The organism is Microbispora rosea (assembly GCF_900156315.1).
Taxonomy (GTDB): domain Bacteria; phylum Actinomycetota; class Actinomycetes; order Streptosporangiales; family Streptosporangiaceae; genus Microbispora; species Microbispora rosea.
Map to the genome: position 1 here is coordinate 1 of NZ_FTNI01000005.1, position 24,761 is coordinate 24,761.

Annotated in this window: 18 protein-coding genes; 12 read left to right on the forward strand and 6 right to left on the reverse strand. The window is 72.0% G+C overall.

Annotated features, from left to right (window positions below):
• Both BXA11_RS08815 and BXA11_RS08820 read left to right on the forward strand, forming a co-directional pair.
• Positions 1–685: glycoside hydrolase family 11 protein (locus BXA11_RS08815; RefSeq protein ID WP_076434068.1), on the forward strand; the 685-nt coding region annotated here is incomplete at its 5' end.
• 371 nt (positions 686–1,056) lie between these two features.
• On the forward strand, positions 1,057–1,260 hold the full coding sequence (locus BXA11_RS08820; protein ID WP_030512222.1) for a cold-shock protein: 204 nt from the start codon (positions 1,057–1,059) through the stop codon (positions 1,258–1,260).
• A 257-nt stretch (positions 1,261–1,517) separates the two neighbouring features.
• Here BXA11_RS08820 and BXA11_RS08825 read toward each other — a convergent pair whose 3' ends face one another.
• Positions 1,518–1,745: a hypothetical protein gene (locus tag BXA11_RS08825; protein WP_030512223.1), complete on the reverse strand. Its 228-nt coding sequence runs from the start codon at positions 1,743–1,745 to the stop codon at positions 1,518–1,520.
• 221 nt (positions 1,746–1,966) lie between these two features.
• Positions 1,967–2,956, reverse strand: a complete 990-nt coding sequence (locus tag BXA11_RS08830) for a hypothetical protein (RefSeq protein ID WP_244303580.1) — start codon at positions 2,954–2,956, stop codon at positions 1,967–1,969.
• 476 nt (positions 2,957–3,432) lie between these two features.
• Between BXA11_RS08830 and BXA11_RS08835 the strand changes: the two genes are divergently transcribed.
• A complete protein-coding gene (locus BXA11_RS08835) occupies positions 3,433–4,086 on the forward strand; it encodes a hypothetical protein (RefSeq protein ID WP_076434070.1) in 654 nt (217 codons plus the stop codon).
• A gap of 44 nt (positions 4,087–4,130) precedes the next feature.
• Here BXA11_RS08835 and BXA11_RS08840 read toward each other — a convergent pair whose 3' ends face one another.
• Complete coding sequence (locus BXA11_RS08840) at positions 4,131–6,584, reverse strand: N-acetylmuramoyl-L-alanine amidase (protein ID WP_076434071.1); 2,454 nt, start codon at positions 6,582–6,584, stop codon at positions 4,131–4,133.
• A gap of 159 nt (positions 6,585–6,743) precedes the next feature.
• Positions 6,744–8,174 carry a family 43 glycosylhydrolase gene (locus BXA11_RS44410; RefSeq protein WP_076434072.1) on the reverse strand — a complete coding sequence of 477 codons (1,431 nt, stop codon included), beginning with the start codon at positions 8,172–8,174 and terminating at the stop codon, positions 6,744–6,746.
• A 431-nt stretch (positions 8,175–8,605) separates the two neighbouring features.
• Between BXA11_RS44410 and BXA11_RS08850 the strand changes: the two genes are divergently transcribed.
• The 8 genes from BXA11_RS08850 (at position 8,606) to BXA11_RS08885 (ending at position 21,575) form a co-directional block, all read left to right on the forward strand.
• Positions 8,606–9,421, forward strand: a complete 816-nt coding sequence (locus BXA11_RS08850) for an NAD(P)H-binding protein (RefSeq protein WP_076434073.1) — start codon at positions 8,606–8,608, stop codon at positions 9,419–9,421.
• Positions 9,422–9,462: 41 nt separating this feature from the next.
• Positions 9,463–10,323: a haloalkane dehalogenase gene (locus BXA11_RS08855; protein ID WP_076434074.1), complete on the forward strand. Its 861-nt coding sequence runs from the start codon at positions 9,463–9,465 to the stop codon at positions 10,321–10,323.
• A gap of 80 nt (positions 10,324–10,403) precedes the next feature.
• A complete protein-coding gene (locus tag BXA11_RS08860; RefSeq protein ID WP_076434075.1) occupies positions 10,404–11,009 on the forward strand; it encodes a class I SAM-dependent methyltransferase in 606 nt (201 codons plus the stop codon).
• Between the two features lie 172 nt (positions 11,010–11,181).
• Positions 11,182–12,750, forward strand: a complete 1,569-nt coding sequence (locus BXA11_RS08865; protein ID WP_083744079.1) for a TIGR02677 family protein — start codon at positions 11,182–11,184, stop codon at positions 12,748–12,750.
• Positions 12,747–14,204, forward strand: a complete 1,458-nt coding sequence (locus BXA11_RS08870; protein ID WP_076434076.1) for a DUF2398 family protein — start codon at positions 12,747–12,749, stop codon at positions 14,202–14,204. The genes BXA11_RS08865 and BXA11_RS08870 overlap by 4 nt, the downstream gene beginning before the upstream one ends.
• The gene (locus tag BXA11_RS08875; protein ID WP_076434077.1) at positions 14,201–18,559 is read left to right on the forward strand and encodes an SbcC/MukB-like Walker B domain-containing protein; all 4,359 of its coding nucleotides are present in this window, start codon (positions 14,201–14,203) and stop codon (positions 18,557–18,559) included. Before BXA11_RS08870 ends, BXA11_RS08875 begins: the two co-directional genes overlap by 4 nt.
• Positions 18,556–19,821 carry a TIGR02679 family protein gene (locus BXA11_RS08880; protein WP_076434078.1) on the forward strand — a complete coding sequence of 422 codons (1,266 nt, stop codon included), beginning with the start codon at positions 18,556–18,558 and terminating at the stop codon, positions 19,819–19,821. Before BXA11_RS08875 ends, BXA11_RS08880 begins: the two co-directional genes overlap by 4 nt.
• A gap of 59 nt (positions 19,822–19,880) precedes the next feature.
• On the forward strand, positions 19,881–21,575 hold the full coding sequence (locus BXA11_RS08885; protein WP_083744115.1) for an AMP-binding protein: 1,695 nt from the start codon (positions 19,881–19,883) through the stop codon (positions 21,573–21,575).
• An 8-nt stretch (positions 21,576–21,583) separates the two neighbouring features.
• Here BXA11_RS08885 and BXA11_RS08890 read toward each other — a convergent pair whose 3' ends face one another.
• Positions 21,584–22,471, reverse strand: a complete 888-nt coding sequence (locus BXA11_RS08890; protein ID WP_076434079.1) for an oxidoreductase — start codon at positions 22,469–22,471, stop codon at positions 21,584–21,586.
• A 23-nt stretch (positions 22,472–22,494) separates the two neighbouring features.
• The gene (locus BXA11_RS08895) at positions 22,495–23,937 is read right to left on the reverse strand and encodes an MFS transporter (protein ID WP_076434080.1); all 1,443 of its coding nucleotides are present in this window, start codon (positions 23,935–23,937) and stop codon (positions 22,495–22,497) included.
• A gap of 203 nt (positions 23,938–24,140) precedes the next feature.
• Between BXA11_RS08895 and BXA11_RS08900 the strand changes: the two genes are divergently transcribed.
• Positions 24,141–24,719 (forward strand): TetR/AcrR family transcriptional regulator, encoded by a 579-nt coding sequence (locus tag BXA11_RS08900; RefSeq protein WP_051762805.1) that lies wholly within the window; start codon positions 24,141–24,143, stop codon positions 24,717–24,719.
• The last annotated feature ends 42 nt before the right edge of the window (positions 24,720–24,761 follow it).

Genomic DNA, 24,761 nt, shown 5'->3' on the forward strand with positions numbered 1-24,761 from the left:
CAACGCCTACCTGGCGCTGTACGGGTGGACGCGGAGCCCGCTGGTGGAGTACTACATCGTCGAGAACTGGGGCACCTACCGGCCCACGGGCACCTTCAAGGGCACCGTGACCTCCGACGGCGGCACCTACGACATCTACCAGACGACGCGTTACAACGCGCCTTCCATCGACGGCAACCAGACCTTCAACCAGTACTGGAGCGTCCGTCAGCAGAAGAGGACCGGCGGCACCATCACCGTCGGCAACCACTTCGACGCCTGGGCCCGCGCCGGCATGTCCCTGGGCAACCACGACTACCAGATCCTGGCGACCGAGGGCTACCAGAGCAGCGGCAGCTCCAACATCACCATCGGCGGCTCCACCGGCGGTGGCGGCGGCGGTGGCGGCGGCGGCGGTGGTGGCGGTGGTGGCGGCGGCGGTGGCTGCACCGCGACGCTGTCCGCCGGCCAGTCGTGGAGCGACCGCTACAACCTCAACGTCTCGGTCAGCGGCTCGAACAACTGGACGGTCACGATGAACGTCCCGTCCCCCGCGAAGATCATCGCCACTTGGAACACCAGCGCCACCTGGCCCAGCTCCCAGGTGATGACCGCCAAGCCGAACGGCAGCGGCAACAACTTCGGGGTCACCATCCAGCACAACGGCAACTGGACCTGGCCGACGGTTTCCTGTAGCGCCGGCTGATCCTGCACACCCGCAACACCGCACCCATGGCGCGGCGGCCGACGGCCGCCGCGCCATGTGCGGTGTCGCCGGATGGCGTCCGTCTCCTGTCTGATGACGTTGTGGCCGCGCACGAGGGAATTGATGACTTCGGTCATGCGGCCCGGCCGTGGCATCCGGATTTTTGAACCTCAGATGTGCCCGTCGCCCCCTGCATGTGCTACGGTCTACCGAGTTGCAGTTGTGGTACCCATGAAACTCGTGTGCGCCTGGCGGGATGTGACCTTCAGGCGCATTTTGTTTTTCCGGCCTTCTCCGGAGGGGCCTCATCGGGCGACGCGGAATCAGCACAGTGCGGATTCCGGTTCGGTCCCTGTTAAAGGAGATTCAACATGGCTCTCGGAACCGTGAAGTGGTTCAACGCGGAAAAGGGCTTCGGCTTCATCGAGCAGGAGGGTGGCGGCCCCGACGTCTTCGCCCACTACTCCAACATCGCCGCCCAGGGGTACCGCGAGCTGCAGGAGGGCCAGAAGGTGTCGTTCGACATCACCCAGGGCCAGAAGGGCCCCCAGGCCGAGAACATCGTGCCCGCCTGACTCAGGTACGCATCGTGATTCGGGGTCCGCGCTCTACAAGCGCGGGCCCCGACTCATGTCCGGGCACACGCTCCGTCGTGCCGCACCTCGTCGATCCTCCAAGCGCCGCTGCCCGGTCCGGGCAGGGGAGCTTCCGGCGAGGGCGGATGCACATTCAGATCCGGCCGTGAGGGAGTGCGCCGGCGCGTGGGCGTCCGCCGGCGTGTCGCCGGCGGAGCTGTACTCGCACGACGCGCTTCCCCTGCGGCGCATCCGTCTCAGAGTTTGTGCAGCTTCTTGTATGGGGTCAGGATTCTTTCCTGCTGCGATCGAAAATCGACGATCACAGCCACCCCCTCCTCTACTTCCACGACCACGCCGAGGCCGTACCGATCATGTGTGACCTGGTCGTTCACACTGAACTGTTCGACAGGCGGGGCCGGAGGCGGGGGCTTGAAGGGACTGGTGGGCAGGTGACGGCGGGACGCGCCGCTGGCTGGCTTCATCTCATCAAGTATGTGCTGCTCGCCGAACCGCTCACAACCGACCCCATGGACTTCGGGGCCGTCAGGCGTCCTGGTAGTCGGTGCGCCAGGTGTGCGCGGACGCTTCCGGCTTCAGCAGATGCCCGGCCTGGGCGTCCTCCTGGACCGCCGGGGAGAGCTCGTTGACGAGCACGGATCCCGGGAACGGAGCGTCCAGGTCGCCCCTGAGATTCAGGCGGCAGTCAGCTTTCCTCGTCCCCGCGCGGACGGAGCGTTCGCTCGGCGATCCCGCTGGAAAGCCTGCCCATCACCGATTTGGCCCGGTCGAGTGTCTCCGTACCGAGGTGCACGGCGGCGTCGACGCCCTCTGCTCCCGTCTCGAGCACCTTGTCCCTCACCTCCGCAGCTGCGTCCGCCCAACGTCTGGCTTCCAGCGACTGCCGGCCGCGCTCGATCCCGAGCCGTCCGTGGAAGTCGACGACGGTGACCGCGACATGGTTGGTCGACTGCACCACGGCCCGGGACGTCGTCGGGTGCAGCAGCACCTTCGTGTTGGCGGCGACGGCAGCCGCCTCCATGCGGGCCAGCAGACGCTCGGTGCTCCGGGAGATGAGGTCCAGCCGGTTCTGCCGCGCGGCCCGGAGCGCGAGGCGATGCCGGTCCAGCTCCTCCGGAGACGCGTTCAGCACCCGGTCGAGTTCGAGCACGGCGATCGCGTCCTGCATCTGGAAGCAACGAGCGAGGACGGCGAGCCACTCCTGAACCGTGAGCTCGGCTTCCTTGGACGTCTTGGCGAGATCACCGATCTTGGCCTTGCGGTCCATCTTCTCCGCGAGCGCGTCCAGCTGACGCAACGCGTAGGCCTGCGTCCGCGCGATCGTCACCGGCGTGGCCTGGACCTTCGACCACGTGACCTCGGAGACCACGCCCACCTGCTCGCGGATGGTCATGGCCTCCTCGATCATGAGGTTCACTCCGATCATGTCCGCCAGCACGGCGTCCTTCTGGGCGCGGAGCACGTCGTCGACCTTCCCGTCGATCACGGCGAGATAGTCGGTGATCTCGTCCATGGTCTGTTGCATCGCGAGCTGCGCCATGAGCCCCGCGGCGCCGGCCAGAATCGCCGGGTTGGTCAGGAACGATCCGGGCGTCCTCACCAGTTCCAGGAGTCCATTGATCTTGCCCTTCTCGGTCAGCACAGCACGGCTGACGCCCGTCTCCGAACCTTTCATCAGGGGGTGTTTCTGCATCGCTCGCGCGGACTTCTCGGTCAGCTTCACCCAGCGGCCCGCGTTTGCGGCAATCTCGGAACCTGCCTGTGCGGCCTCGGCCCCGGTGTTGAGGACAGATCTGAGCCGTTTCAGTCCGAGGTCCTTTGACGGCAGTCCCTCGGATACGAGGAAACGATCCACGGCAGCCGGATTCCCGATGACCGCAAGGCCATCGCCGTCACTGAGCAGCTGAATCTCGTTATCCATCGTCGGCTCCTGAAGTGTGGGCGGGGAAAGCGGCCGGAGCGCCGGCCAACACAGTACGCCGGGTAAAGCCCCACAGGAAGCTCGGCCCGAAATCGGCGAGAAGCACGCCGAATTGAAGGCGATAAGCGCGAAGCGGTGAATGCCCGGGATTGTGTACGCTGCCGAGGCGCCGGTGAAATCCGCATGAGCAAGCCCGCGAAGGTATCCCCCCGACCGACAAGGACGCCTGCATGAAGAAGCCAGCCCGGATCGCCGTGACCGCTCTGACGCTCGCCGCCTCGCTCGCCGCCGCCGTCCCGGCCTCGGCGGCGTCCGACCGACCGCTGAGCCGTACGCAACTCAAGAAGCTGCTGGTCACGACCAAGGATCTCGGCAAGGAATGGGGCGCGGTGCCCATGAATCTCAAGCGGCTCGACCTGACCGGGCTGGAGGTGGACGACGCCCCCTGCCTCACCGCCGCGCGGGCGTTCGACGCGGTGTTCGACGAGCCGGCGCACAGCGCCCTCGTTCTGGGGCGTGCGTCCGGCGGGGAGCGCCTGTACACCGGCGACGCCGCCGCGCTCAAGAAGATGACCTCCACCGCCCAGCGGGTCGCCGCGGCCTGCGACGGCGCGGGCGACCGGCGCAACATGGTGAAGATCGTCAAGCACGCGCCGGGCAGGCTGGGCCAGGCGGCTTACGCCTTAGAGGTCCAGGACTCGAACCCGGTATACGAAGGGCAGGACGCCAAGCTGTACCACTTCGACTACGTGGTGATCCGGCATCGATCGGCGGTCGCCGTCGTCCAGGTCGTCAGCGCCCGCGCGAGCCACTGGAAGGACACCCTGAACCTGGCGCGGAAGGCCGCCGCGAAGCTCGTCTCGGCCTACCCGCGGCACGCCTGACGGCGGGGCCGGGGAGGAGAGCCCTCCCCGGCCCCGCCGTGCTTTCAGCGGGTGGTCACCGGCCGGGTCGCCGCCGAGGTGGCGGTGGCCTTCGCATAGGCCTTCGCCGACACGGTCACCCGTACGGCGATGCGGGCGCCGCGGTCGTGGCCTTTGAGGTGATAGGTGCGGCCCGTGGCGCCCTTGACCGGGACGCTGTCGCGCAGCCACTGGTAGGCGACCTTCTCCGGAGCGGGCGTCCAGGCGCCGGGGGAGGCGGTCAGCGTGCGGCCGATCTTCGGCGTCCCGCTCACGGCGGGCGGCTGGGCCGAGGTGAACGTTCCCGACGCCACCGGCGCGGTCGCCGCCGACCGTGCCGACGTGGCGGTGAAGTACGGGTCGTCGACGGTCACCTCGACGAGCACGCTCTTGCCGAGGTCCCCGGCGCCCGGCCGGTACGCCGGCTCGGTGGCCCCGGGGACCTTCGCACCGTCCACGTACCACTGGTAGGTGAAGCCCGCCACCTGCCGCGACCAGGTGCCGGGGGAGGCGGTGAGCTCACCGCCGACCTTGGCGGACCCGCTGATCACCGGCGGCGCGGTGCTGGACACCGGCGACCGTTGCGCGTCGTGCAGGTCCACCTCGGCCGTGCGGACGAAGACCTGCCGGTGGGCGTACCAGAGCTGGTAGTACCGGTCCTGGCCCTTGAGGTCGGTGCGGTCGCCGGGCGCCGACCCGTCGAAGGTGGTCGCCCGGTAGTAGTCGGTGACCAGGTCGTCGTCGCTCACGGCGTACGTCTGCCCGGCCGGGATCTTGTACTCCAGCGGCGACAGCGCCTGGACCGGGATGCCGGTGCCGGTGTAGGCGGACGCCTCGGGGTAGGCCCGGCCGTAGACGGCTGCTGGGGTGGTCGCGGACTTCACGGTGACCGTCTTCGCCTGCGTGCGGACCACGACGGGCCGGTCGGCGGGGTTGTGCAGCCAGGCGAGGGAGCCGGCCCACCACACGCCGATCCAGTCGCCCTGCACCTGGGCGACGACGAGCTTGTGGCCGGAGACGACCCGGGCGCTGATGTCGCTCGCGTACGTCGAGCCCGCGGTGGAGCCGGGCTTCCAGCCGGGGTCGGCGGCGAGCGGCGCCGTCTCGGACGGCGATTGGTGGAGGGGGAGGAAGTTGGTGCCGGCCCCGGTGACACAGTCGGGGGAGGGCGGGGAGGCGGCGGCGCAGCCGGTCACCGGCTGGGGGTTGTCCTGGTAGCCGGTGCGCACCTCCACGACGTCGCCGGGGGCGACGTCGGCGGTGGTCTTCAGGTCGCCGCCGATGGGAGCGCCGAGCAGGTCGAAGTAGTGGTCCCAGTCCCAGTACGGCCCCGGGTCCCAGTGCATGCTCTTGGTGGCGCCGAGGACGGTCCCGGGCACCTGGTCGTGGCCGATGACGTGCGCCCGGTCGAGCGGGATCCCGTACTTCTGCGCGAGGTGCTTCACCAGCGTGGCCGAGGTCTGGTACATCGACTCGGTGAACCACGCCGCGGTCCCGGCGAAGCCCTCGTGCTCGATGCCGATGGAGTGCATGTTCACGTACCAGTTGCCGGCGTGCCAGCCGACGTCCTTGGCGTCGAGGTGCTGCGCGATGTGGCCGTCGGAGGACCGGATGGTGTAGTTCCACGCGAGGTACGTCGGGTCCTGGGCCAACCGGACCGAGGGGTCGTAGTAGCCCTCGGTGTCGTGGATGACGATGTAGTCGAGTGCGGGACCGCCCGGTCCGGTCCGGTCGGCGAGGTCGTGGTTGCCGTAGTCGGTCGTGTTGTCCGGCTCGGCTGCCGAGCCCTTGGCGTACGGCGCGGGGATCGGCTCGCAGTCGAGACCGGCCGGGCAGTCGACGTCGGCGCCGGCGGCGAGCCGCATGGCGGGCAGGGGCACCGACTCGTCGGCGGCGAGGGTGACCCGCTGCCCGTCGGCGGTGACGCGGCTCTGGCCGCTGCGCAGGGTCTGGTAGACCTGCCGGACGAAGTCGTTCTTCGCGCCGAACCGTGCCACCGCGTCCCGCCAGGAGCCCAGGCCGTCGCCGCCGTCGTGGTAGGACGCCAGCAGCGCGGCCCCGCCGCAGATGTTGGCGTTCGGGTCCCGGCGCAGCGCGTCGGCCGTGAGCCCGGTCAGCCCGGCCGCCGCCGCGATCTGGCTCGTGGTCGAGGCCGCGCGTCCCTTGTCCGCGCCGTCCCATGCCTCGGGCGCCCGGTCGCCGAGGTCGAACACGCCGTAGCCGCCGTCGGAGCTCGGCTTGCCCCGGTGGTCGTCCCAGCGGGACAGCATGTACGCCACGGCCTTGAGCAGTGGTTCCGGCGCGCCCGTCGCCCTGGCCGCCTCGCCGAAGGCGGCTTCGCGCGTGGGCGCCGACAGCGTTGCCGTGCAGGAGACCCGCGGCCCGGCCGTGGAGGCGGTGGCCAGGGCGGACGGCGCGGCGGGGAACAGCGCTGCCGCCGCGGCGACCGCGACGGCGATGCCGCGATGTGGAGTTCTCACCGTTGTGCGACCCCTTCTCGAATGCCTGTGGGGGGGATCAGGCCGGGGCAATCACACCGCCGCGCGCGGCCGCACGCCAGAGCGCCACGCAAATCTCGTCGAGATCGTAACTTTTCGCCAGACAGGCCGAGTCAGATGAAAATCATCTCTCTCCGGTGACTAGTAGACGTAGGGCCAGCCGGCGCCGTCCCAGCCGAGCTTGTTGATGCCGAGGCGGGAGGAGCCGTCGTCGGCGTACCAGTGGTAGAAGAGCACGTCTCCGTCGTTGTCGGCGAGGACGGCCTGGTGGCCGGGGCCGTGGATGCTCCCGTGCCCGGCCAGCACCTGCGTGCCGCCCCCCGACGTCATCGCCGTCCCGTTCCGGTCGACGTACGGGCCGGTGACCGAGGTGGAGCGGCCGACCATGATGCGGTAGGTGCTGGACGCGCCCTTGCAGCACAGGTCGAAGGAGACGAACTGGTAGTAGTAGCCGCCGTGCCGGTAGATGAACGGCGCCTCGGTCGCGCCGCCGTTGCGGCCCGAGATGCTGCGGATCGTGCCGTCCAGCCGCTTGCCGGTCGCCGGGTCGAGCTGGACCATCTTGATCCCCGACCAGAACGAGCCGAAGTCGAGCCACCAGCGGCCCTGGTCGTCGATGACGAGGTTGGGATCGATGGCGTTCCAGTTGTCGGAGGTGGTCGACTCGATGACCAGGCCCTGGTTGGTCCACGAGCCCGACGCGCCGGTCGTGCTGGTGGCCAGGAAGATGCCCGAGTGGTTGGAACCGAAGGTCGAGGCCGCGTAGTACATGTAGTACTTGCCGTTGACGTAGGTGATGTCCGGCGCCCACAGCGTGTTGCTGCCGTTGGTGTAGGCGTGCGTCCAGGAGGCCCCGCCGGGGAAGGCCACGCCCGCGTTGCGCCAGGCGGTCCGGTCGGACGAGGTCTTGAGCGCGATGTTGTCGCCCGTGTGCGCGAGCAGGTAGGTGCCGTCGGGCTTCTTGGTCACCTCGGGGTCGTGCACGGTGACGTCGCCGGTGACGTAGCCCGGGCCGGGGTAGGACGTGAGCCTGACGAGCTGCCACTGCTGGTTGGCGCCGCCCAGGTCGGTGTACTGGGAGATGCGGCCGCCGTCGGCGGTGGACCACTCCCAGACCTCCAGGGCCTTGCCGCTGTTGCGGTTGATCAGCTTCACGTAGCCGCTGTCGGTGTCGACGACCTGGAACTGCTGGTTGGTGGCGTTCTTGTCGGTGTACTGGATGACGTCGGCGCCGTCGGCGGTGGAGCGGCCGGAGACGTCGACGACCTTGCCGCTGAGACTCGACCTGAGGCGGTAGTAGCCGCCGCCGGAGTCGACGAACTGCCACTGCTGGTTGGCGCCGTCGTTGCGGGCCCACTGCACCAGGGGCGCGCCGTCGTTCGTCGCCTTGTTGTAGACGTCCAGCGCCTTGCCGCTGTTGCGGTTGACCAGCACGTACGACGCGCTCGTGTCGATGGTCGCCGCCTGGGCGGGGCCGGCGGCCACGAGGGACGGGCAGATCGCGAGCAGCGCCAGGACCGCCAGGGCGAGGACGCGGCGCGGCCATGCGGGAGAGCGTACGGAGGTGTCCACGGGGGTGCCTCTCGTCGGGACGGACGGTACGGGGTGTCGATGTGAGCGTGTCGATGTGAGCGCTAACAATCACGGCACGGAAGTGCCCTCGCGAGCACGCTGTCGTTCGGGGGAGATCGCCGCTCAGTGTCAGCGTCGCGTTCCGGGTCGTCAAGGGCCCCGTCAAACTGGCGCCGGTGCGCCCCCGCGCTCACCTGGCTGCGCACGCTCCGCGCCGCGAACGGCGACGACGGCGGTGAAAGTTTCTGGCGACGGCGGCCGCGCGGTCCCTGGCGCCCGCACCCGCGAGACGAGCCGGGCGGCGTACGACCTCCGGGTTTTCCGGGGCCTTTCGGCATTTCTGAGTCGGTCGACTGACCAGAAGTGGACAAGTGGTCCCATGGGCCGCTACGGTCTTCTCAGTCAGTCAACTAACTCACTGAGGAGCAATCATGATCGTGGTAACGGGCGCCAGCGGAAACGTCGGCGGGCAGGTCGTCGCGCTGCTCGCCGCCGCAGGCGAGCGGGTGACCGCAGTCTCCCGGCGGACCGCCGAACTGCCCGAGGGCGTGCGGCAGGTGCGGGCCGACCTGGACGACCCCGCCGGGCTGAAGGACGCCTTCGAAGGCGCGGACGCCCTGTTCCTGCTGGTGGCGGGTCAGAACCCGCAGGCGATCCTCGACGCCGCCATGGCCGGCGGGGTCCGGCGGGTCGTCCTGCTGTCCTCGCAGGGGGCGGGGACCAGGCCGGACTTCTACCGCCACCCCGCCGCCTTCGAGGACGCGGTGCGCCGGTCCGGTCTGGAGTGGACCATCCTGCGGCCCGGCGGCTTCCACTCCAACGCCTACGCCTGGGCGGAGTCCGTCCGCGGGGGCCGTACGGCGGCCGCCCCGTTCGGCGACGTCGGCCTGCCGACCATCGACCCGGCCGACATCGCCGAGGTCGCCGCGACCGTCCTGCGCGAGGACGGGCACGTCGGCCGCGTCTACGAGCTGACCGGTCCCGCGCCGACCACGCCGCGCGAACGCGTGGCGGCGATCGGCGCGGCCCTGGGCACGCCGGTGCGGTTCGCCGAGCAGACCAGGGAGGAGGCCCGGGCGCAGATGCTGCAGTTCATGCCCGAGCAGGTGGTGGAGGGGACGCTCGCCATCCTGGGGGAGCCGACGGACGCGGAGCGGCGGATCAGCCCGGACGTCGAGCGCGTGCTCGGCCGTGCTCCCCGGTCCTTCGCCGACTGGGCGGTCCGCAACGCCGCCGCCTTCCGATGAACCGATCGATGTGTTCCGCTCGACCTCTGAAAGGACCTGTCGTGCCCGTTCAGCACGTTCTCGGCTCCACCGTCCACTACCGCGACACCGGCTCCGGTGCGCCGATGGTCTTCCTGCACGGCAACCCCACCTCGTCCCACCTGTGGAGGCGCGTCATCCCCGCGATCGGTGAGGGCCGCCGGCTGGCCCCCGACCTGATCGGCATGGGTGACTCCGGCAAGCCCGACATCGCGTACACCTTCGCGGATCACGCCCGCTATCTGGATGCGTGGTTCGACGCCCTCGACCTTCGCGACGTGGTGCTCGTCGGCCACGACTGGGGCGGCGCGCTGGCCTTCGACTGGGCCTCCCGCCACCCGGACCGCGTACGCGGGATCGCCTTCACCGAGACCATCGTCAAGCCGATGACCTGGGAGGAGTTCCCCGAAGGCGGCCGGGAGCTGTTCGCTGCGATCAAGACCGAGGGCGTCGGGGAGAAGATGATCCTGGAGGACGACGCCTTCATCGAACAGGGGTTGCCGGGCACCGTCGCGGCCCCCATCGACCCGGACGACCTGGCCGTCTACCGCAAGCCGTACCCGACGCGCGAGAGCCGCCTGCCGCTGCTGCGGTGGGCGCGCTCGATGCCGCTCGGCGGTGAGCCGGCCGACGTGGTGGCACGCGTGGAGGCGTACGACAAGTGGCTGGCCGCCAGCCCGGAGGTGCCGAAGCTGTTGCTCGCCTTCGCGCCTGGACCCGGCACGATGGTGCACCAGGACATGATCGACTGGTGTGCGGCCAATGTCGCCGGCCTGGAGATCCGGCGGTTCGACGAGGTCGCGGGGCACCACACCCCGGAAGACCACCCGGAGCTGATCGCCGGGGCCGTCGCGGACTGGGCGGAGGCGCACGGGCTCCGGTGACGCCTCTCCGGTGACGCCCGGGCGTCCGGCCCTCCGGTACCGCGTCGCTCGCCGCCTCCTCCGCTCGGGAGAATTCAGGCATGGTTGAACAGAGCATCTGGATGCAGAAGGTCGCCGCCGACCCCGATCACTCCACCTGGTTCATCGAGCGCTTCCGCTCCATGGCTCACGCCGGTGACGACCTCGCCGGGGAAGCCCGCCTCGTGGACGCCATGGTGCCGCGCCGCGCCCGCATCCTCGACGCCGGCTGCGGAACCGGCCGGGTCGGTGGCGCATTGGCCGAGGCCGGCCACTACGTCGTCGGCGTCGACGTCGATCCGGCCCTGATCGAGGCCGCCGAGCAGGACCACTCCGGGCCGCGATGGATGGTCGGAGACCTGGCCGAACTCGACCTTCCCGCGCAGGGCATCACCACGCCGTTCGATGCCGTCGTCTGCGCCGGGAACGTGATGGCGTTCCTCGCGCCCAGCACCCGTCGCGAGGTGCTGAGACGGTTCCGTGCGCACCTCGCGCCGGACGGCCGGGTCGCGATCGGCTTCGGCGCCGGCCGCGGCTACGAGTTCAGCGAGTTCTTCGCGGACGCGGCCGCCGGCGCGCTCGAACCCGACCTGCTGCTGTCCACCTGGGACCTGCGTCCGTTCAGGGACGACTCGACCTTCCTGGTCGCGCTCCTCCGCCCCGCGTGACGCCCGCGCCGGTCGCCTGCCCCCGGGCAGGTCGCAACTGTCGGTGCCCTCCAATACGGTCTTCTCGGCACGCGGAGCCCCGCCCGCCTCTCCTGGTGGGCGGGTCTCCGCGATCGGGCGGGTGCGGCACGGAACGGTGGCACGGACCCGCGACACGGATCGGGGGGACCGGATGGCGGACCGCAGGGCGTTGGACCTCGACTCGCTGGCGATCAGCGATCGGTTCAGGTTGTTCAACTTCACCAGGCGCGACGACCATGTGGCCTATCTCTGGGTCCTGCGGGCGATGGACCGGCTGCGGGAGGTGCACCGGGTCCAGGTGGACGCCGGGGAGGTGCAGTCGGCCCTGAACGAGCTGACGCGGCTCCACGACGAGGTGCCCACGTTCGACGGCAACCTGCGCGACCGGCTGGACGCCCTGTACGAGGACGGGGTGGTGCACCGGTTCGACGACGCGTCCCGGGCCGGCAACCTCGTCCGCTACCGCAACAGGCAGTCGGTCTACCAGTTCAGCGAGCTCGGCTACTGGGCGTACACCTCGGTCGAGGGGCTGCTCGCGGCCCGCATCCAGGACGCCAACCTGTCGCGCCTGGTCTTCTCCGACATCCTTGAGGACCTCAAGGCGCTCGCGGCGGCCAACCGCGCGGGGGAGGGCGAGCAGGTCTACCGCCGGCTGTCGCGGCTGGACTCGGTGATGGAGGACATGGGGCGCCGCTCCGCGCACTTCCATGTGACGCTGGGCGAGATCATCAGGTCCACCGACGCCTCCCCCGAGACGTTCCTGCGTTACAAGAACGCCCTGCTGACGCACATGTCCGAGTTCATGGCGGAGCTCGACCGCTACCTGCCCCGCCTGGCCACCGCCGTACGCGACGTCGAGGCGAGCGGCCTGGCCTCCCTGCTCGACCGCGCGGCGGCAGCGGACGAGCGGCCCTTCATGGAGCGGCACGAGCGGCTGGAGGACTGGCGCCGCCGCTGGTCGGTCCTGCGAGCGTGGTTCGCCCCTGAGGGGCCGCAGGAGTCCCGCGCCGGAGAGCTGCGCAACGCCACACGCGTCGCGGTGTCGGGGGTGATCGCGCTGCTGCGGCAGATCTCGGAGGCGCAGCGCGGCGGCGTCAACCGGGCCACCCAGCTGCGGCACCTGGCCGAATGGGTCTGGAACGCGCCGGACGAGGGCGCCGCCCACGCGCTGACGGGCGCGGCGTTCAACCTGCGGAGCGCCCGGCACCTGGGCACGGCCCACGAGGACACCGAACAGATCTCGCCCAGGGCGACCTGGTGGGACGCGCCGGGGGTGGAGGTGTCGGTCACGCTCTTCCGCAGCGGCAAGGCGCCCACGACGGGCGTGCCCACGCCGGTGCGCGGCAACCCCGGGGCGCGGGCGGCGCTGCGCCGGGAGCAGGCGGCGGAACGCCGGGCCGAACGCGAGGCCGCCGGCCACCTGACCGAGCTGGGCGCGCACGGGCGGGTGCTCGACGAGTCCGAGACCCGGGTCCTGCTGAAACTGATGACGCGGGCGCTTGAGGGCCGCACGGTCGTCGCCGGCCGCCTGAAGAGAGGATCCGGCGCCAACGACGCCGTGATGGTCCGGCTCGTGCCGAGCGACACCGGAAGCGCCGTGCGCACCGCGCAGGGACTGCTCCACCTGCCCGGGTTCCGGGTCGAGCTCGCCGGGCGGACTCCGGCGGCGGGTTCGGCGGCAGGCCCGGGAACAGGCTCGGAAACAGGGGGTGCCCGGTGACGACTCCCCGCGCCCGGGCCGCCGCCGGCGTCTCCGTCGCCGACCTCGGCTCCTACCAGCAGGCGGTACGCCGCGTGCTGACCTGCGACCTGATCACCAAGGACCGGCCGCGTCCCGGCGTGCTCGACCAGGTGCTGCGCTGGGCCGACGAGATGACTCGCGACTTCCGCGAGCTGCTCGGCTACACGCTGATCGCCACGACCCACCATGTGCGGCTGGTCCGCCACCTCGACGTCCTGGACGAGACGCAGCGCTCGATCTTCTCCCGCAAGGGCAAGCCGTTCGACCGCCGCCGGCTGGCCTACCTGTGCCTGGTGCTCGGGTCGTTCCAGCGCTCCCGCATCGAGATCAGCCTGGCGGACCTGGTGCGGATCTTCACCCCGCTGGCCAACTCCATCGACGGCCTCGGCTTCGACCCCGCGATCGGATCGCACAAGGCCGCCGTCGTCGACGTGCTGGGCTGGCTGGTGGACCGGGGCGCGCTCCGGCTGTCCGACGGCAGCCTGGAGTGGTGGGCGCGCGACACCGAACGCGGCGACGCGCTGTACGACATCGACCATGACATCTGTGCGGTGCTGTTCAAGCCGGCCAGGCCCGTCCAGCACCTCACCAGCGCGGCCGGCCTGGTGCACGAGCCGCCGCACGCGAACCCGGCCCGCAGGGCGCGGCGGCTGCTCGTCGAGTTCCCCGTGGTGTACTACGCGGACGTCGAGCCCGAGGTGGCCGACGCGTTGCACGCCCCCGGCCTCGCCGAGGACCTCGTCCGGTTCACCGGCCTGGTGCTGGAACGGCGGGCGGAGGGCGTCATGCTCGCCGATCCGGGCGGCGTCTTCACCGACCGGCCGTTCCCGGGCCGGGGCAACGCGGTGAGCCGCGCGGCGGGGCTGCTGCTGGCGAAGGTCGCCGATCTTCTGGAGGATCCCGAGCACGTGCCGGAGCGGCTGCCCGTGCCCGCGCTCGCCCACGACCAGGCCGGTCTCGTGGCGCGGATGGACGCGGGCCTGCCCCGCGACGGGATCGTCGCCGAGCTCGCCTGGTCTCCGTCCGAGGCCGAGCCATTCCCCAACGACCGGTCCGCGCCCGCAGAGGCGCCGTTCGTGGAGCGCAGCCGCCTGGAGACGATGACGACCGAGCTGTACGACGAGTTCGGGGCGGCCTCGTTCACCAGCGTCTGGCAGCAGGATCCCCGGGGGCTGCTCGACGCCGTCGTCGGCTTCCTCGCGGATCTGACGCTGCTCAGGCCGGTGCCCGGAGGCGTGCTCGTCCTGCCCGCCGCGCTGCGCTACCGCAACATCCGGGCCGCCCTGCCCACCCGGACGTCGGGCGGCCAGTTGTCGCTGGTGGCCCTGCCGGAGCCGGCGGCGCAGCAGGGTTCGTCCGGCCAGCAGGGTTCGTCCGGCCAGCAGGGTTCGTCCGGCCAGGAGGTTTCGTTCACGCAGGAGGAGGAGCGATGACGCCGCCGAGCGACCGGTTCCAGCCCAGCAGGGCCGGTGTGATCAACGTCTGGGACTACGTGGACGAGGAGTTCGCCTTCGCCGACGGGCGGCTGGTGCTGCGCGGGCACAACGGCTCGGGCAAGACCAAGGCGCTGGAGGTGCTCTTCCCGTTCATCCTCGACGGCGTGGCGGACGCCCGGCGGCTCGACCCGTTCAGCGGCGAGAACCGCACGATGAAGTCCAACCTGCTCTATCGGGGGCAGGAGGCCGAGTACGGCTACGTGTGGACGGAGTTCGCCCGGCGGGAGATCGGGGCGGAGCCCGCCGCGACCGACGAGACCGTCACCCTCATCATCGGCATCCGCGCGCACCGGCACAGAGACGGGGTGCGGACCTCGTTCTTCGTCACCGACAGGCGCCTCGGCGTCGACTTCGGGCTGCTGGCGCCCGACTCCCGGCCGCTGACCGAGCGGCAGCTCAAGGCCGTCCTCGGCCCGGACGCCCACAGCGAGACCGCCACCCAGTATCGGGACGCGGTGGACGCCCGCCTGTTCGGGCTCGGCAGGGAGCGCTACACGCAGCTCCTCGACCTGCTGCTGGCGCTGCGCCGTCCGCTGCTGGCCAAGGACCTCGACCCCGACAAGGTCTCCGGCACGCTCACCTCGGGTCTCAGCCCCATCGACGAGGAGCTCGTCGACCAGGCGGCCCGCGACTTCGAGAACCTGGCGGCGGTCCAGAAGCAGTTCGACGACTTCGCCGTCGCCGACGCGGCCGTACGGGCGTTCCTCACCGACTACGTCGCGTACCTGCGCACCCATGCGAAGGCCCGGCTCGCCCGCATCCACACGGAGATGGACGGAGCGGTGGAGCACGCCCGCACGCTCGTGCGTGCGGAGGAGGCGCGGAAGGGGGCCGCGGCGGCACGTGAGGCCGCCTCGGCGGCGGCCGCCGCGGCCGAGGCCGAACGGGAAGGGCTGGAGCGCCGGCTCGCCGCGTTGCGCGCGGACGACGCCTACCGCGCCCGGGGCGAGCTGGAGCTGCGCCGCCGTCAGATCGTCAAGACCGGTGAGGAGATCGAGCGGGAGCGCGCCCGGCTGGCGGACGGCGCCGAGCACCTGACCGCCCTGGAGGGCGAGGCGGGCGAGCTCGCGGAGCGGCTGGAGGGCGCGCGGGCGGCGATCGTCCGCCACGCCACCGACCTCGCCGACGCGGCGGAGCGGGCCGGCGTCTCCCACGACGGGGACGGCCCGGCCGACACGGGGGAGGACCTGCTCACGACGGCGAGGGCACGCGCCACCGCCCGCAGGGACGACGTCGCGATGGTCCGCGACGAGATCGCCCGGGTGTCGGGGGCGGAGCGGGACCGCCTGCGGGCGGAGACCGACAGGGACAAGGCGGACAAGGACGTCGAGGAACGGGAATCGCGGTGCGAGGCCGCCGACGCCGCGCTGGTGACGGCACGCCGCCGGGCCCGCGAGGCGCTCGACGTCTGGGCCACCCGCTGGGCCGGCTCGTCCGAGCCCCCGGGAGACGCGCCAGGTGACCTGAACCCGGAGGACGACGAGGCGGTGGCCGGGCCCGCCGACGTGGCGGCGCTGGCGGAGGCGCTCACCCATGCCGGAGACGCCGGGGCGCCGTCCCTGGCCGAGGTCTACAGCGTGCGGACCGAGGAGCGGCGGACGGAGGCGGCCAGGTCCGCGGAACGCCTGTCCGCCCGGGCGCGCGACCTCGCCGCCGACCTCGTCCGCCTGCGCCGCGAGCGGGAGGAGATCGCGGCGGAGCGCGACGAGGCGCCGCCGCACGACGACCGCAGGACGGCGGACCGTGACGGACGCCCGGGGGCGCCCCTGTGGCGGCTCGTCCGGTTCGCCGGCGACCTCGACGAGAAGGAGGCGGCCGGCCTCGAAGGCGCGCTGTACGGCGCGGGGCTGCTGACCGCCTGGGTGCACCCGCAGGCACGGCACACCCTCGCCGCCGTCGAGGTCCTGGAATCCGACGGTTACCTGCTCCCGCTCCCCGAGGAGAGCCGCCCCTCCGGCCGTACGCTCGCCGACGTCCTCGTGCCGGAGGAACAGGACCTGGTGCCGGCGGCGGTCGTCGCGGACGTGCTGCGGTCGGTCGCGGTCGCCGACACGATCACGCCCGCCCGGGATCGTCAGGCTGGTCCCGCGCCGACGGTGACCGGCCGGGCACAGTTCGGCCTCGGGCTCCTCCTCGGCGCCCGGCCCAAGCCGTCGCCCGAGTACATCGGCGCCACGAACCGGGCCAACCGCCGCGCGGCCAGGCTCGCCGAGTATGACGAGACGATCGGTGAGACGAGCCGGGCGCACGAGGACGCCCAGCGCGACCTGGCGCGCGCGAACCGCCGCCTTGAGGACTTCGCCCGGGCCCGGCGGGAGCTTCCGCCCGCCACGGCGGTGGTCGAAGCCGTCACCCGCGTGTCGCAGGAGTCCGCGCTGCTGGCCCAGGCGCGGTCGGCGCTCGCGGACCGCCGCCGCGACCTCGACGCCGCGGTGGCCCAGGTCGACGCGTCGCGCCGGAGGCTGCGGCAGGTCGCGGCGGAACGGAGCATGCCCGTCGCCGAACAGGAGGTCGACGCGGTCGCGCGGGCCGTCGACGACTTCCTCTCGACGGCGCAGCGGCTGCACGACGGCCGCGAGCGGGCCGTGTCCGAGGAGCGGGACCTCGCGTCGCGGCAGGCCACCATCGCCCGGCAGCGCGAGCGGCACGACGCGGACTCCCGCGCTCTGGAGGACAAGGAGCGGGAGCACCGGGCCGACGCCGAGGAGCTCAGGGCGGGCGAGGAGGCCCTGGACGCGCCGCTGCGCGAGGTGCTCGCCCAGATCGGCGAGGCCGAGCGCCGTCTCGCCGAGGTCCGGGGGCGGTGCGAAGAGCACGCCGCCACGGCGGCGCGGGAGAACGAGGCGCTGATCGTCGCCCAGGCCGACCTCAGGCACGGCCAGGCCTCCCTCGGCCAGGCGCTCGGGCACCTCTTCGAGCACGTCGCGGCGTTCGGGCCGTACGCGCATCTGGAGCTGCGCCCGCTGCTCGGCGTCACCGCAACCGCGCCGTGGCCCGCCCACGTCGGCTGGCCCGAACCGGCGGAGGCGGCCGCGTCGGTGGCCGCCGAGCTGTCCGCCCACTCCGCCGCCGGAGAGGGGGGTGGACAGCCGCCGGACCCCGCCGCCTTGGTCGGCCGGGTGCTGCCGGGAGCCGTGGCCGCGCTGCTGGACGCCTTCGCCGCGGAGATGGCCGACATCCGCGTGCCCGGGGAGAGCGCGCTCAAGAACGCCGCGAGCCGGCTGTCGGCCTCGCTGCGCACCTTCCAGGACGCGCTCGACGGCTGCGCCGAGGACTATCGCCTGGAGCACGACCCCACCGGCGTCGTCATGGTCTACGTCAGCGACGAGGGCGGCCGCAATCCCGTCGCGGCGTTCGCCCGGCGGGTCGCCGACCGCGTCCAGGAGCAGGGGCTGCTGCTCGAGGAACGGGAGCGCACGGTGCTGGAGGACGAGTTGCTCACCACGCTCGCCCAGCAGGTGCACGACCGGGTCCGCACCGCGCGTGACCTGGTGCGGGGGATGAACGAGGACACCCGGTCACGGCCCATGTCGTCCGGCACCAGGATCGGCATCCGATGGGGCCGCTCCGACCGGCTGAACGACCGGCAGGTCGCGGTCTCGCGGCTCCTCGACAGGGACGCGCAGGGGCTCGGCGCGCCCGGCCTGGGCGAGCTGCGCGGCCTGCTGCGGGAGATGATCCGCGACTACCGGGCCGCCCATCCGCGCGCCACCTACAAGCAGGCGCTGGCCGACGTGCTCGACTACCGCACCTGGTACGGCTTCGAGCTGGTGCTCGCCGTGCCGGGGGAGAAGGAGGTGAAGCTCACCCGGGCCAAGCACGAGGAGATGTCCGGTGGGGAGAAATCGGCGGCCATCCACCTCCCGCTGTTCGCCGCGGCCAACGCCCTCTACTCGTCCGCCAAGCCCACGTGCCCACGGATGATCGCGCTGGACGAGGCGTTCGCCGGCATCGACGACCGGTACAAGCCCGAGCTGCTGGGGCTGACCGCGAAGTTCGGCCTCGATCTGTTCATGACCGGCCACGACCTGTGGATCCACTTCGACACGGTGCCGATGGCCGCGCACTATGACATGCACCACGACAAGAGCGCGCACGCGGTGTCGGCGATGCTCATGCTCTGGGACGGCGCCCAGACCGTCGACGCCGACGCCGGTTTCTCCGGCAACGAGGAGCTGGCCGAGACGCTGCTCGGCTTCCGGCCGAGCCGCCGCGCCCCCGCCCTCACCGAGGGCACCCTCCTCGCCGCCGACGGCGACGACGAGCCCGACGACGCGGAGGCCGGCGTATGACAGTGACCGCAAAAGCGGTGGAGCGCTACCGGGGGCCGGAGTATCGCCGCCTGCTCCAGGCCGCGCGGCGCCGTCTGGAAAGCAACGGCGGCAGCCTGGACGCTTCGGTCGGCGTCTACAAGCCCGACGAGGCGGAGCGCAAGGCGCTTATCGGCATCATGGGCTACCGCGAACCCGGCGTTAAGCGCATCGGCGTCACGCTGCGCGAGCTCGACGCCGTCGTACGCGCCGGGACCAACCTCGGCCTCGTCGACCTGCTGGAGACGCTCGGCGGGCCGCTGCGGAACCGTCCCCGCGAGGTGGCCCGCGCACTCGCCGCCCGCGACGAGGTCCTTCGGCCCGCGAAGGAGAGCCCGCTGTACGAGAGCGCGGAGTGGTACCGCGGGTGGCTCGACGAGGTGAGCCGGGACGGCACCGTGAGCAGGCTCGCCGGCCGCCCGCGCACGGCCGGGGCGCTCGCCAGGGCCGCCCGCGTCCTGGAGTTCCTCGAGGCACGGCCCGAGGAGGACCCGGAGATCACCCTCGCCGGGCTGGCCACCAAGATCACGGGTCATCCCAAGGCCCTCGACCATCCGGCCACCCTGTCCACCCTGGTGCTGCGGGCCCTGGCGATCCGCGCGGGCGTTCCGGCCCCGAGCACAGCGGAGGAGCGCCGGAATCTGTGGGACTGCTATGAGGTGGTCGTCGACGACCTCGCCAGCCGGATCCTCGTCCTGAACCTGCCGGCGGAGGGCGAGGGGCTGGGGGAGTGGCTGACCGGCGCCGCCCGCTTCGGCACTCCGTTCCAGGTCACGCTCCACCAGCTCACCACCTTCTCCATCGCCCTGCGCGCCCCGGTCGTGCACGTGTGCGAGAACCCCGCCGTGCTGCGGCGCGCGGCGGCGGAACTCGGGCCGGAATGCCCGCCCCTCGTCTGCACCGAGGGACGCCCGTCGACGGCTTTCCATCGGCTGGCGGCGACAGCCGTACGCGGAGGTGCCCGCCTGCGTTACCACGGCGATTTCGACTGGCCGGGAGTGGACATGGCCGGTGCCGTGGCGCGGCGCTACAGCGCGGAGCTCTGGCGCATGACCGCCGCCGATTACCTCGCCGGTCTAGCGAACCTCGGCGACCTCCACGAAGGCGACGAGCACTTGCGGCTCGCCGGGCGGCCGGTGCCGACACCCTGGGATCCCGCCCTCGCGGACGCGATGGGCGAGCGGGGGACCGCGGTCTACGAGGAGGCCGTCGCGGGCTCCCTGCTGGCGGATCTCCGGGGGTGACACGGCGCGAGGGGCGGTCGTACGTTGACGTCCGTGGCCTGCGCGACGAAGGAGTCACCGTGAGCGAGACGACCAGCACTCATGTCTTCAGGGAAGCCCGCGACCTGCTGCTCGGCCTGAGGGAGGAGCCCGGGCGGGCGGCACGGGAGTTCGCCTGGCCGATCTTCGGCGACAGGTTCAACTGGGCCACAGACTGGTTCGACGCGATCGCCAGGGGAAACCCCCGTACGGCGCTGTGGATCGTCGAGGAGGACGGCTCCGAGCGCCGCTACTCCTTCGACGAGATGGCGCGCCGCTCCGACCAGGTGGCGGCCTGGCTGGCCGCCCAGGGGGTCGGCGCGGGCGACCACGTGCTGCTGATGCTCGGCAACCAGGTCGAGCTGTGGGAGTCGATGCTGGCGGTGATGAAGCTCGGGGCGGTGATCATGCCGGCGACCACCGCCCTGGGCACGGCAGACCTCGCCGACCGCGTGGAGCGTGGGCGTGTCCGGCACGTCATCGCCAACGCGGCCGACACGCACAAGTTCGACGGCGTGCCGGGCGAGTACGGCCGCGTCTGCGTGGGCGAGGCCGCCGGATGGCTCCGGTACGGCGACGCCTACGCGACGCCTGAGCCGGATCCGTTCGAGGCCCGGACCTCCCCCGGTGATCCGCTGCTGCTCTACTTCACCTCGGGGACGACGAGCAGGCCCAAGCTCGTGCGCCACACCCAGGTGTCCTACCCGGTCGGGCACCTGACGACGATGTACTTCATCGGGGTGCGGCCGGGCGACGTCCACCTCAACATCAGCTCGCCCGGCTGGGCCAAGCACGCCTGGAGCTGCTTCTTCGCGCCCTGGAACGCCGAGGCGACGGTGTTCGTGCACAACTACTCCCGCTTCGACGCCGCCGCCCTGCTCGGGCAGATCCGCCGGGCCGGGGTCACCACGTTCTGCGCGCCGCCCACGGTCTGGCGCATGCTCATCCAGGCCGACCTCGGGGACGGGCCGGGCAGCCTGCGTGAGGTGGTCGCCGCGGGGGAGCCGCTGAACCCCGAGGTCATCGCCCAGGTGGAGCGGGCGTGGGGGCTGACGGTCCGGGACGGGTACGGCCAGACCGAGACGACCGCGCTGATCGCCAACACGCCCGGCGCGCCGGTGAAGGCCGGCTCGATGGGCCGCCCCCTTCCCGGCGTCCCGGTCGTCCTCGTCGACCCGGTGACCGGCCGGCCGGCGGACGAGGGCGAGATCTGCCTCGATCTCGCCGCCCGCCCGGTCAACCTGATGACCGGATACCTGGACGGTGCGGAGGGGGCCATGTCCGAGGGCCTCTACCACACCGGCGACGTCGCGGTCAGGGACGCCGACGGCTCGATCACCTTCGTGGGCCGCACCGACGACGTGTTCAAGGCGTCCGACTACAAGATCTCGCCGTTCGAGCTGGAGAGCGTGCTCATCGAGCACCCCGCCGTCGCGGAGGCGGCGGTCGTGCCCGCCCCCGACCCGATCCGCCTCGCCGTGCCCAAGGCGTACGTGGTGCCGGCCGCGGGCTGGGAGCCGAACCGGGAGACCGCCGGGGCCATCCTGCGGCACGCCCGTGAAAGGCTCGCGCCCTACCAGCGGGTGCGCCGGCTGGAGTTCGCCGAGCTGCCCAAGACCATCTCGGGGAAGATCCGCCGGGTCGAGCTGCGGGCCAGGGAGAGCGACGCCGCGGAGGCCGGCACCGCTCTGTCCGGGGAGTGGCGCGACGACCAGTTCCCCGAGCTGCGGGCCTGACCCGGCCGTCACCGTTCGCCGTGCGCGAGGAGCCGGGTGACCGGCTCCTCGGTCAGGCCCACGACGCCGTCGAAGTCGGTCGAACGGCTGACGGCGGCCCAGCGCTCCGCCTCCGCCGCGCGGAGGCGGGAGGCCTGCTCGGTCATGCGCAGCGCGTCGGAGCCGAGCAGCAGCCGCAGCGGCGGCTCGTCCACGTCGACCAGCCCGGCGATCACCTTGGCCGCCCGCCGGGGGTCGCCCGGCTGGGCGCCGTCCACCTCGCGCCGGTAGGCGTTGACCCGGCCGACGGTCTGCTCGTAGTCGGGCCCCACGGGCGGGATGCGCATCGACGAGCCGCCCCAGTCCGTACGGAACCCGCCGGGCTCGACGATGACCACTGTGATCCCCAGCGGCCGGACCTCGCTGTTCAGCACCTCCGAGAACCCCTCGACGGCGAACTTGGCCGCCTGGTAGGCGCCGAGCCCCGGCGTGCCCCCGACCCGGCCGCCGACCGAGCCGATCTGCAGGATGTGCCCGGACCGCTGCGCCCGCAGCACCGGCAGCGCGGCCCTGGTCATGGTGACGACGCCGAACAGGTTGGTCTCGAACTGCGCCCGGAAGTCCTCGTCGGAGGTCTCCTCGATGGGCGAGGAGTTCGCGTACCCCGCGTTGTTCACCAGCACGTCCAGCGAGCCGAACTCCTCGACGGCCAGCCGTACGGCCCGTTGCGCCGCCGCGGCGTCGGTGACGTCCAGCGCGACGGCGCGTGCCCGGTCGCCGTGGGCTCGGACGAGATCGTCCAGTAGTTCCGGCCGTCGCGCGGTGGCCACGAGGCGGTCGCCGCGTTCGAGCACCTCCCGGGCCAGCGCGTGTCCCAGGCCCCGGGAGGCGCCGGTGATGAGCCATGTCCTCTGCATGATGTGTCTCCTTTGCCTGATGTTCAGCGGGCCGTACCCACCGGGACCGCCGGGACCCGCTCGGCCGCCTCGGCGGCGGGCGCCGTACGGCGGCGCGCCCCCGGGACCAGCAGCGCAACGGCGACGGTGGCCGCCAGGGTCACGGCCAGCACCAGGAAGCCGGTGGTGAAGCCCGACTCGTACGGCAGGCCGTCGGGCCGCAGGTGGCCGGTGAGGACGGCACTGATCACGGCGGTGCCGATGGAGCCGCCGATGGTGCGGATGTTGGTGTTCATTCCACCGGCGACGGCGGTCTGGCCGGCCGGCACGCTCTGCACGATCAGGTTGGTCATCGAGGCGTAGGCCAGGCCGAGACCGAGCCCGAACACGGCGGTCGCGGCGGCGAGCTGCCAGGGCCGGTCGTGCCAGAGGGCGATGCCGGCGCTCGACAGCGCGCCGAGCGCGCATCCCCACACGAGTTGGGCCTTGACCCCGGCGACGCGGGAGATCGGGCCGCTCACGGTGCCGGCGACGGCCATCGTGACGAGCATGGGCAGCATCAGCAGCCCGGCCCCGGTGACGCTCGATCCGAATCCGTAGCCCGTCACGGCCACAGGCATCTGCATGAACTGCGGCAGGAACGCGTACGAGGCGAACATGCCGGCGCCGAACAGCAGCGCCACCAGGTTGGTCGTCCACACGGCCGGAAGCCGCATCATGCGCATGTCGATCAGCGGGTCGCGGGAGCGCAGCTCGACCGCGATCCACGCCGCGAACAGCAGCGCGGCGCCCGCGAGCGGCGCGATGACGGCGGCCGAACCCCAGCCCCAGGCCGGCCCTTCGCTGAGCGGGACCAGCAGCGTCACCAGCCATCCGGACAGCAGCGCCGCGGCCGCCCAGTTGACCCGGCCGGGCGTGCGCACCGGCGACCGGGGAACGTTGCGGTAGGCCACGAGGGCGGTGGCGACCACGATGATCGCCGGGATCCAGAACAGCCAGCGCCAGCCGAGGGCGTCGACGATCGGGCCGGCGAGCACGATTCCGACGCCGCCGCCGACCGCGATGACGGCCGACAGGATGCCGACGATCGAGGGCACCCGGGTGGCGGGGAACTCGTCGCGCACGATCCCGAACGACACGGGGAACACGGCCCCGCCGAGGCCCTGGATGATCCGGCCGACGATCAGGACCCCGACGTTGGGGGCGACGGCGGCGACGAGGCAGCCGAGCGCGATGGCGCCCAGTGCGACGAGCAGCGTGCGGTCCTTGCCGATCATGTCGGCGATGCGGCCCATCAGCGGCGTGGCGACGGACGCGGACAGCAGCCAGGCGGTGAGCACCCAGGTCACCGTGCTCTGCCCGGTGTGCAGGTCGTGCTGGATGGTGGACAGCACGGGACTGACCAGGGACTGCAGCATGGAGAACGCGGCCGTGGCGGCTGCCAGCGCGAGGAAGGTCAGCCGTTGCGGCGAGGTGGTGCGTGACATCGAGATCCTTCGAGAGGAGGAACCGGCCCGGCGAGGCGCGCCGGTGACGCCGCCCCGGCAACGGGGACGGCGTGCGACAAGAACGACGATCAGGGGGGGCGTCGCGGGAGATGACGCGAACGCGAATGTCCGCCTGCTAAAGTCGAGGCATGCCTCCACATTAGCGGAGGGGTGCCTCCACTTCAACCTCGGGAGGAAGACCGGTGACGGAGAAGGCGGCCGAGGGCCCCCGGACGCGGGTGCGGCGTCCCCAGCGCGCCGACGCGCGGCGCAACTTCGACGCGCTGCTCTCCGCCGCGCGGGAGGCGTTCGCCGAGCACGGCACGGGTGCCTCGCTGGAGGACGTCGCCCGGCGCGCCGGTGTGGGCATCGGCACGCTCTACCGCAACTTCCCCACGCGGCAGGACCTGTTCGACAGCGTCTACCTGGACGAGATCGACGAGCTGTGCGACGCCGCGAGGCAGGTGGCGGACCTGCCGCCGTGGGAGGCGCTGGCCGCCTGGCTGCGCCGGTTCGTGGACTACGTGGCCACCAAGCGGGCCATCTCCGAGGCGCTCAACCGCGACTCGGAGATGATGCGGTCGAGCAGGACCGCGATGTACGAGGCGGGGGGGCCGTTGTTCGACCGCGCGAGGGAGGCCGGGGAGGTCCGCGGCGACGTGACCTTCGACGACGTCCTGCGGATGATCTCCGGTATCACCGGGGGCGGGTTCGTCGACGACGAGCAGCGTGAGCGGGTGCTGGGCATGGCGCTCGACGGCCTCCGGGCCCGCCCGGCCTGAATTCCGCCGAGAACAAGAATGCCGGGCGGGGCCGTCGGCCCC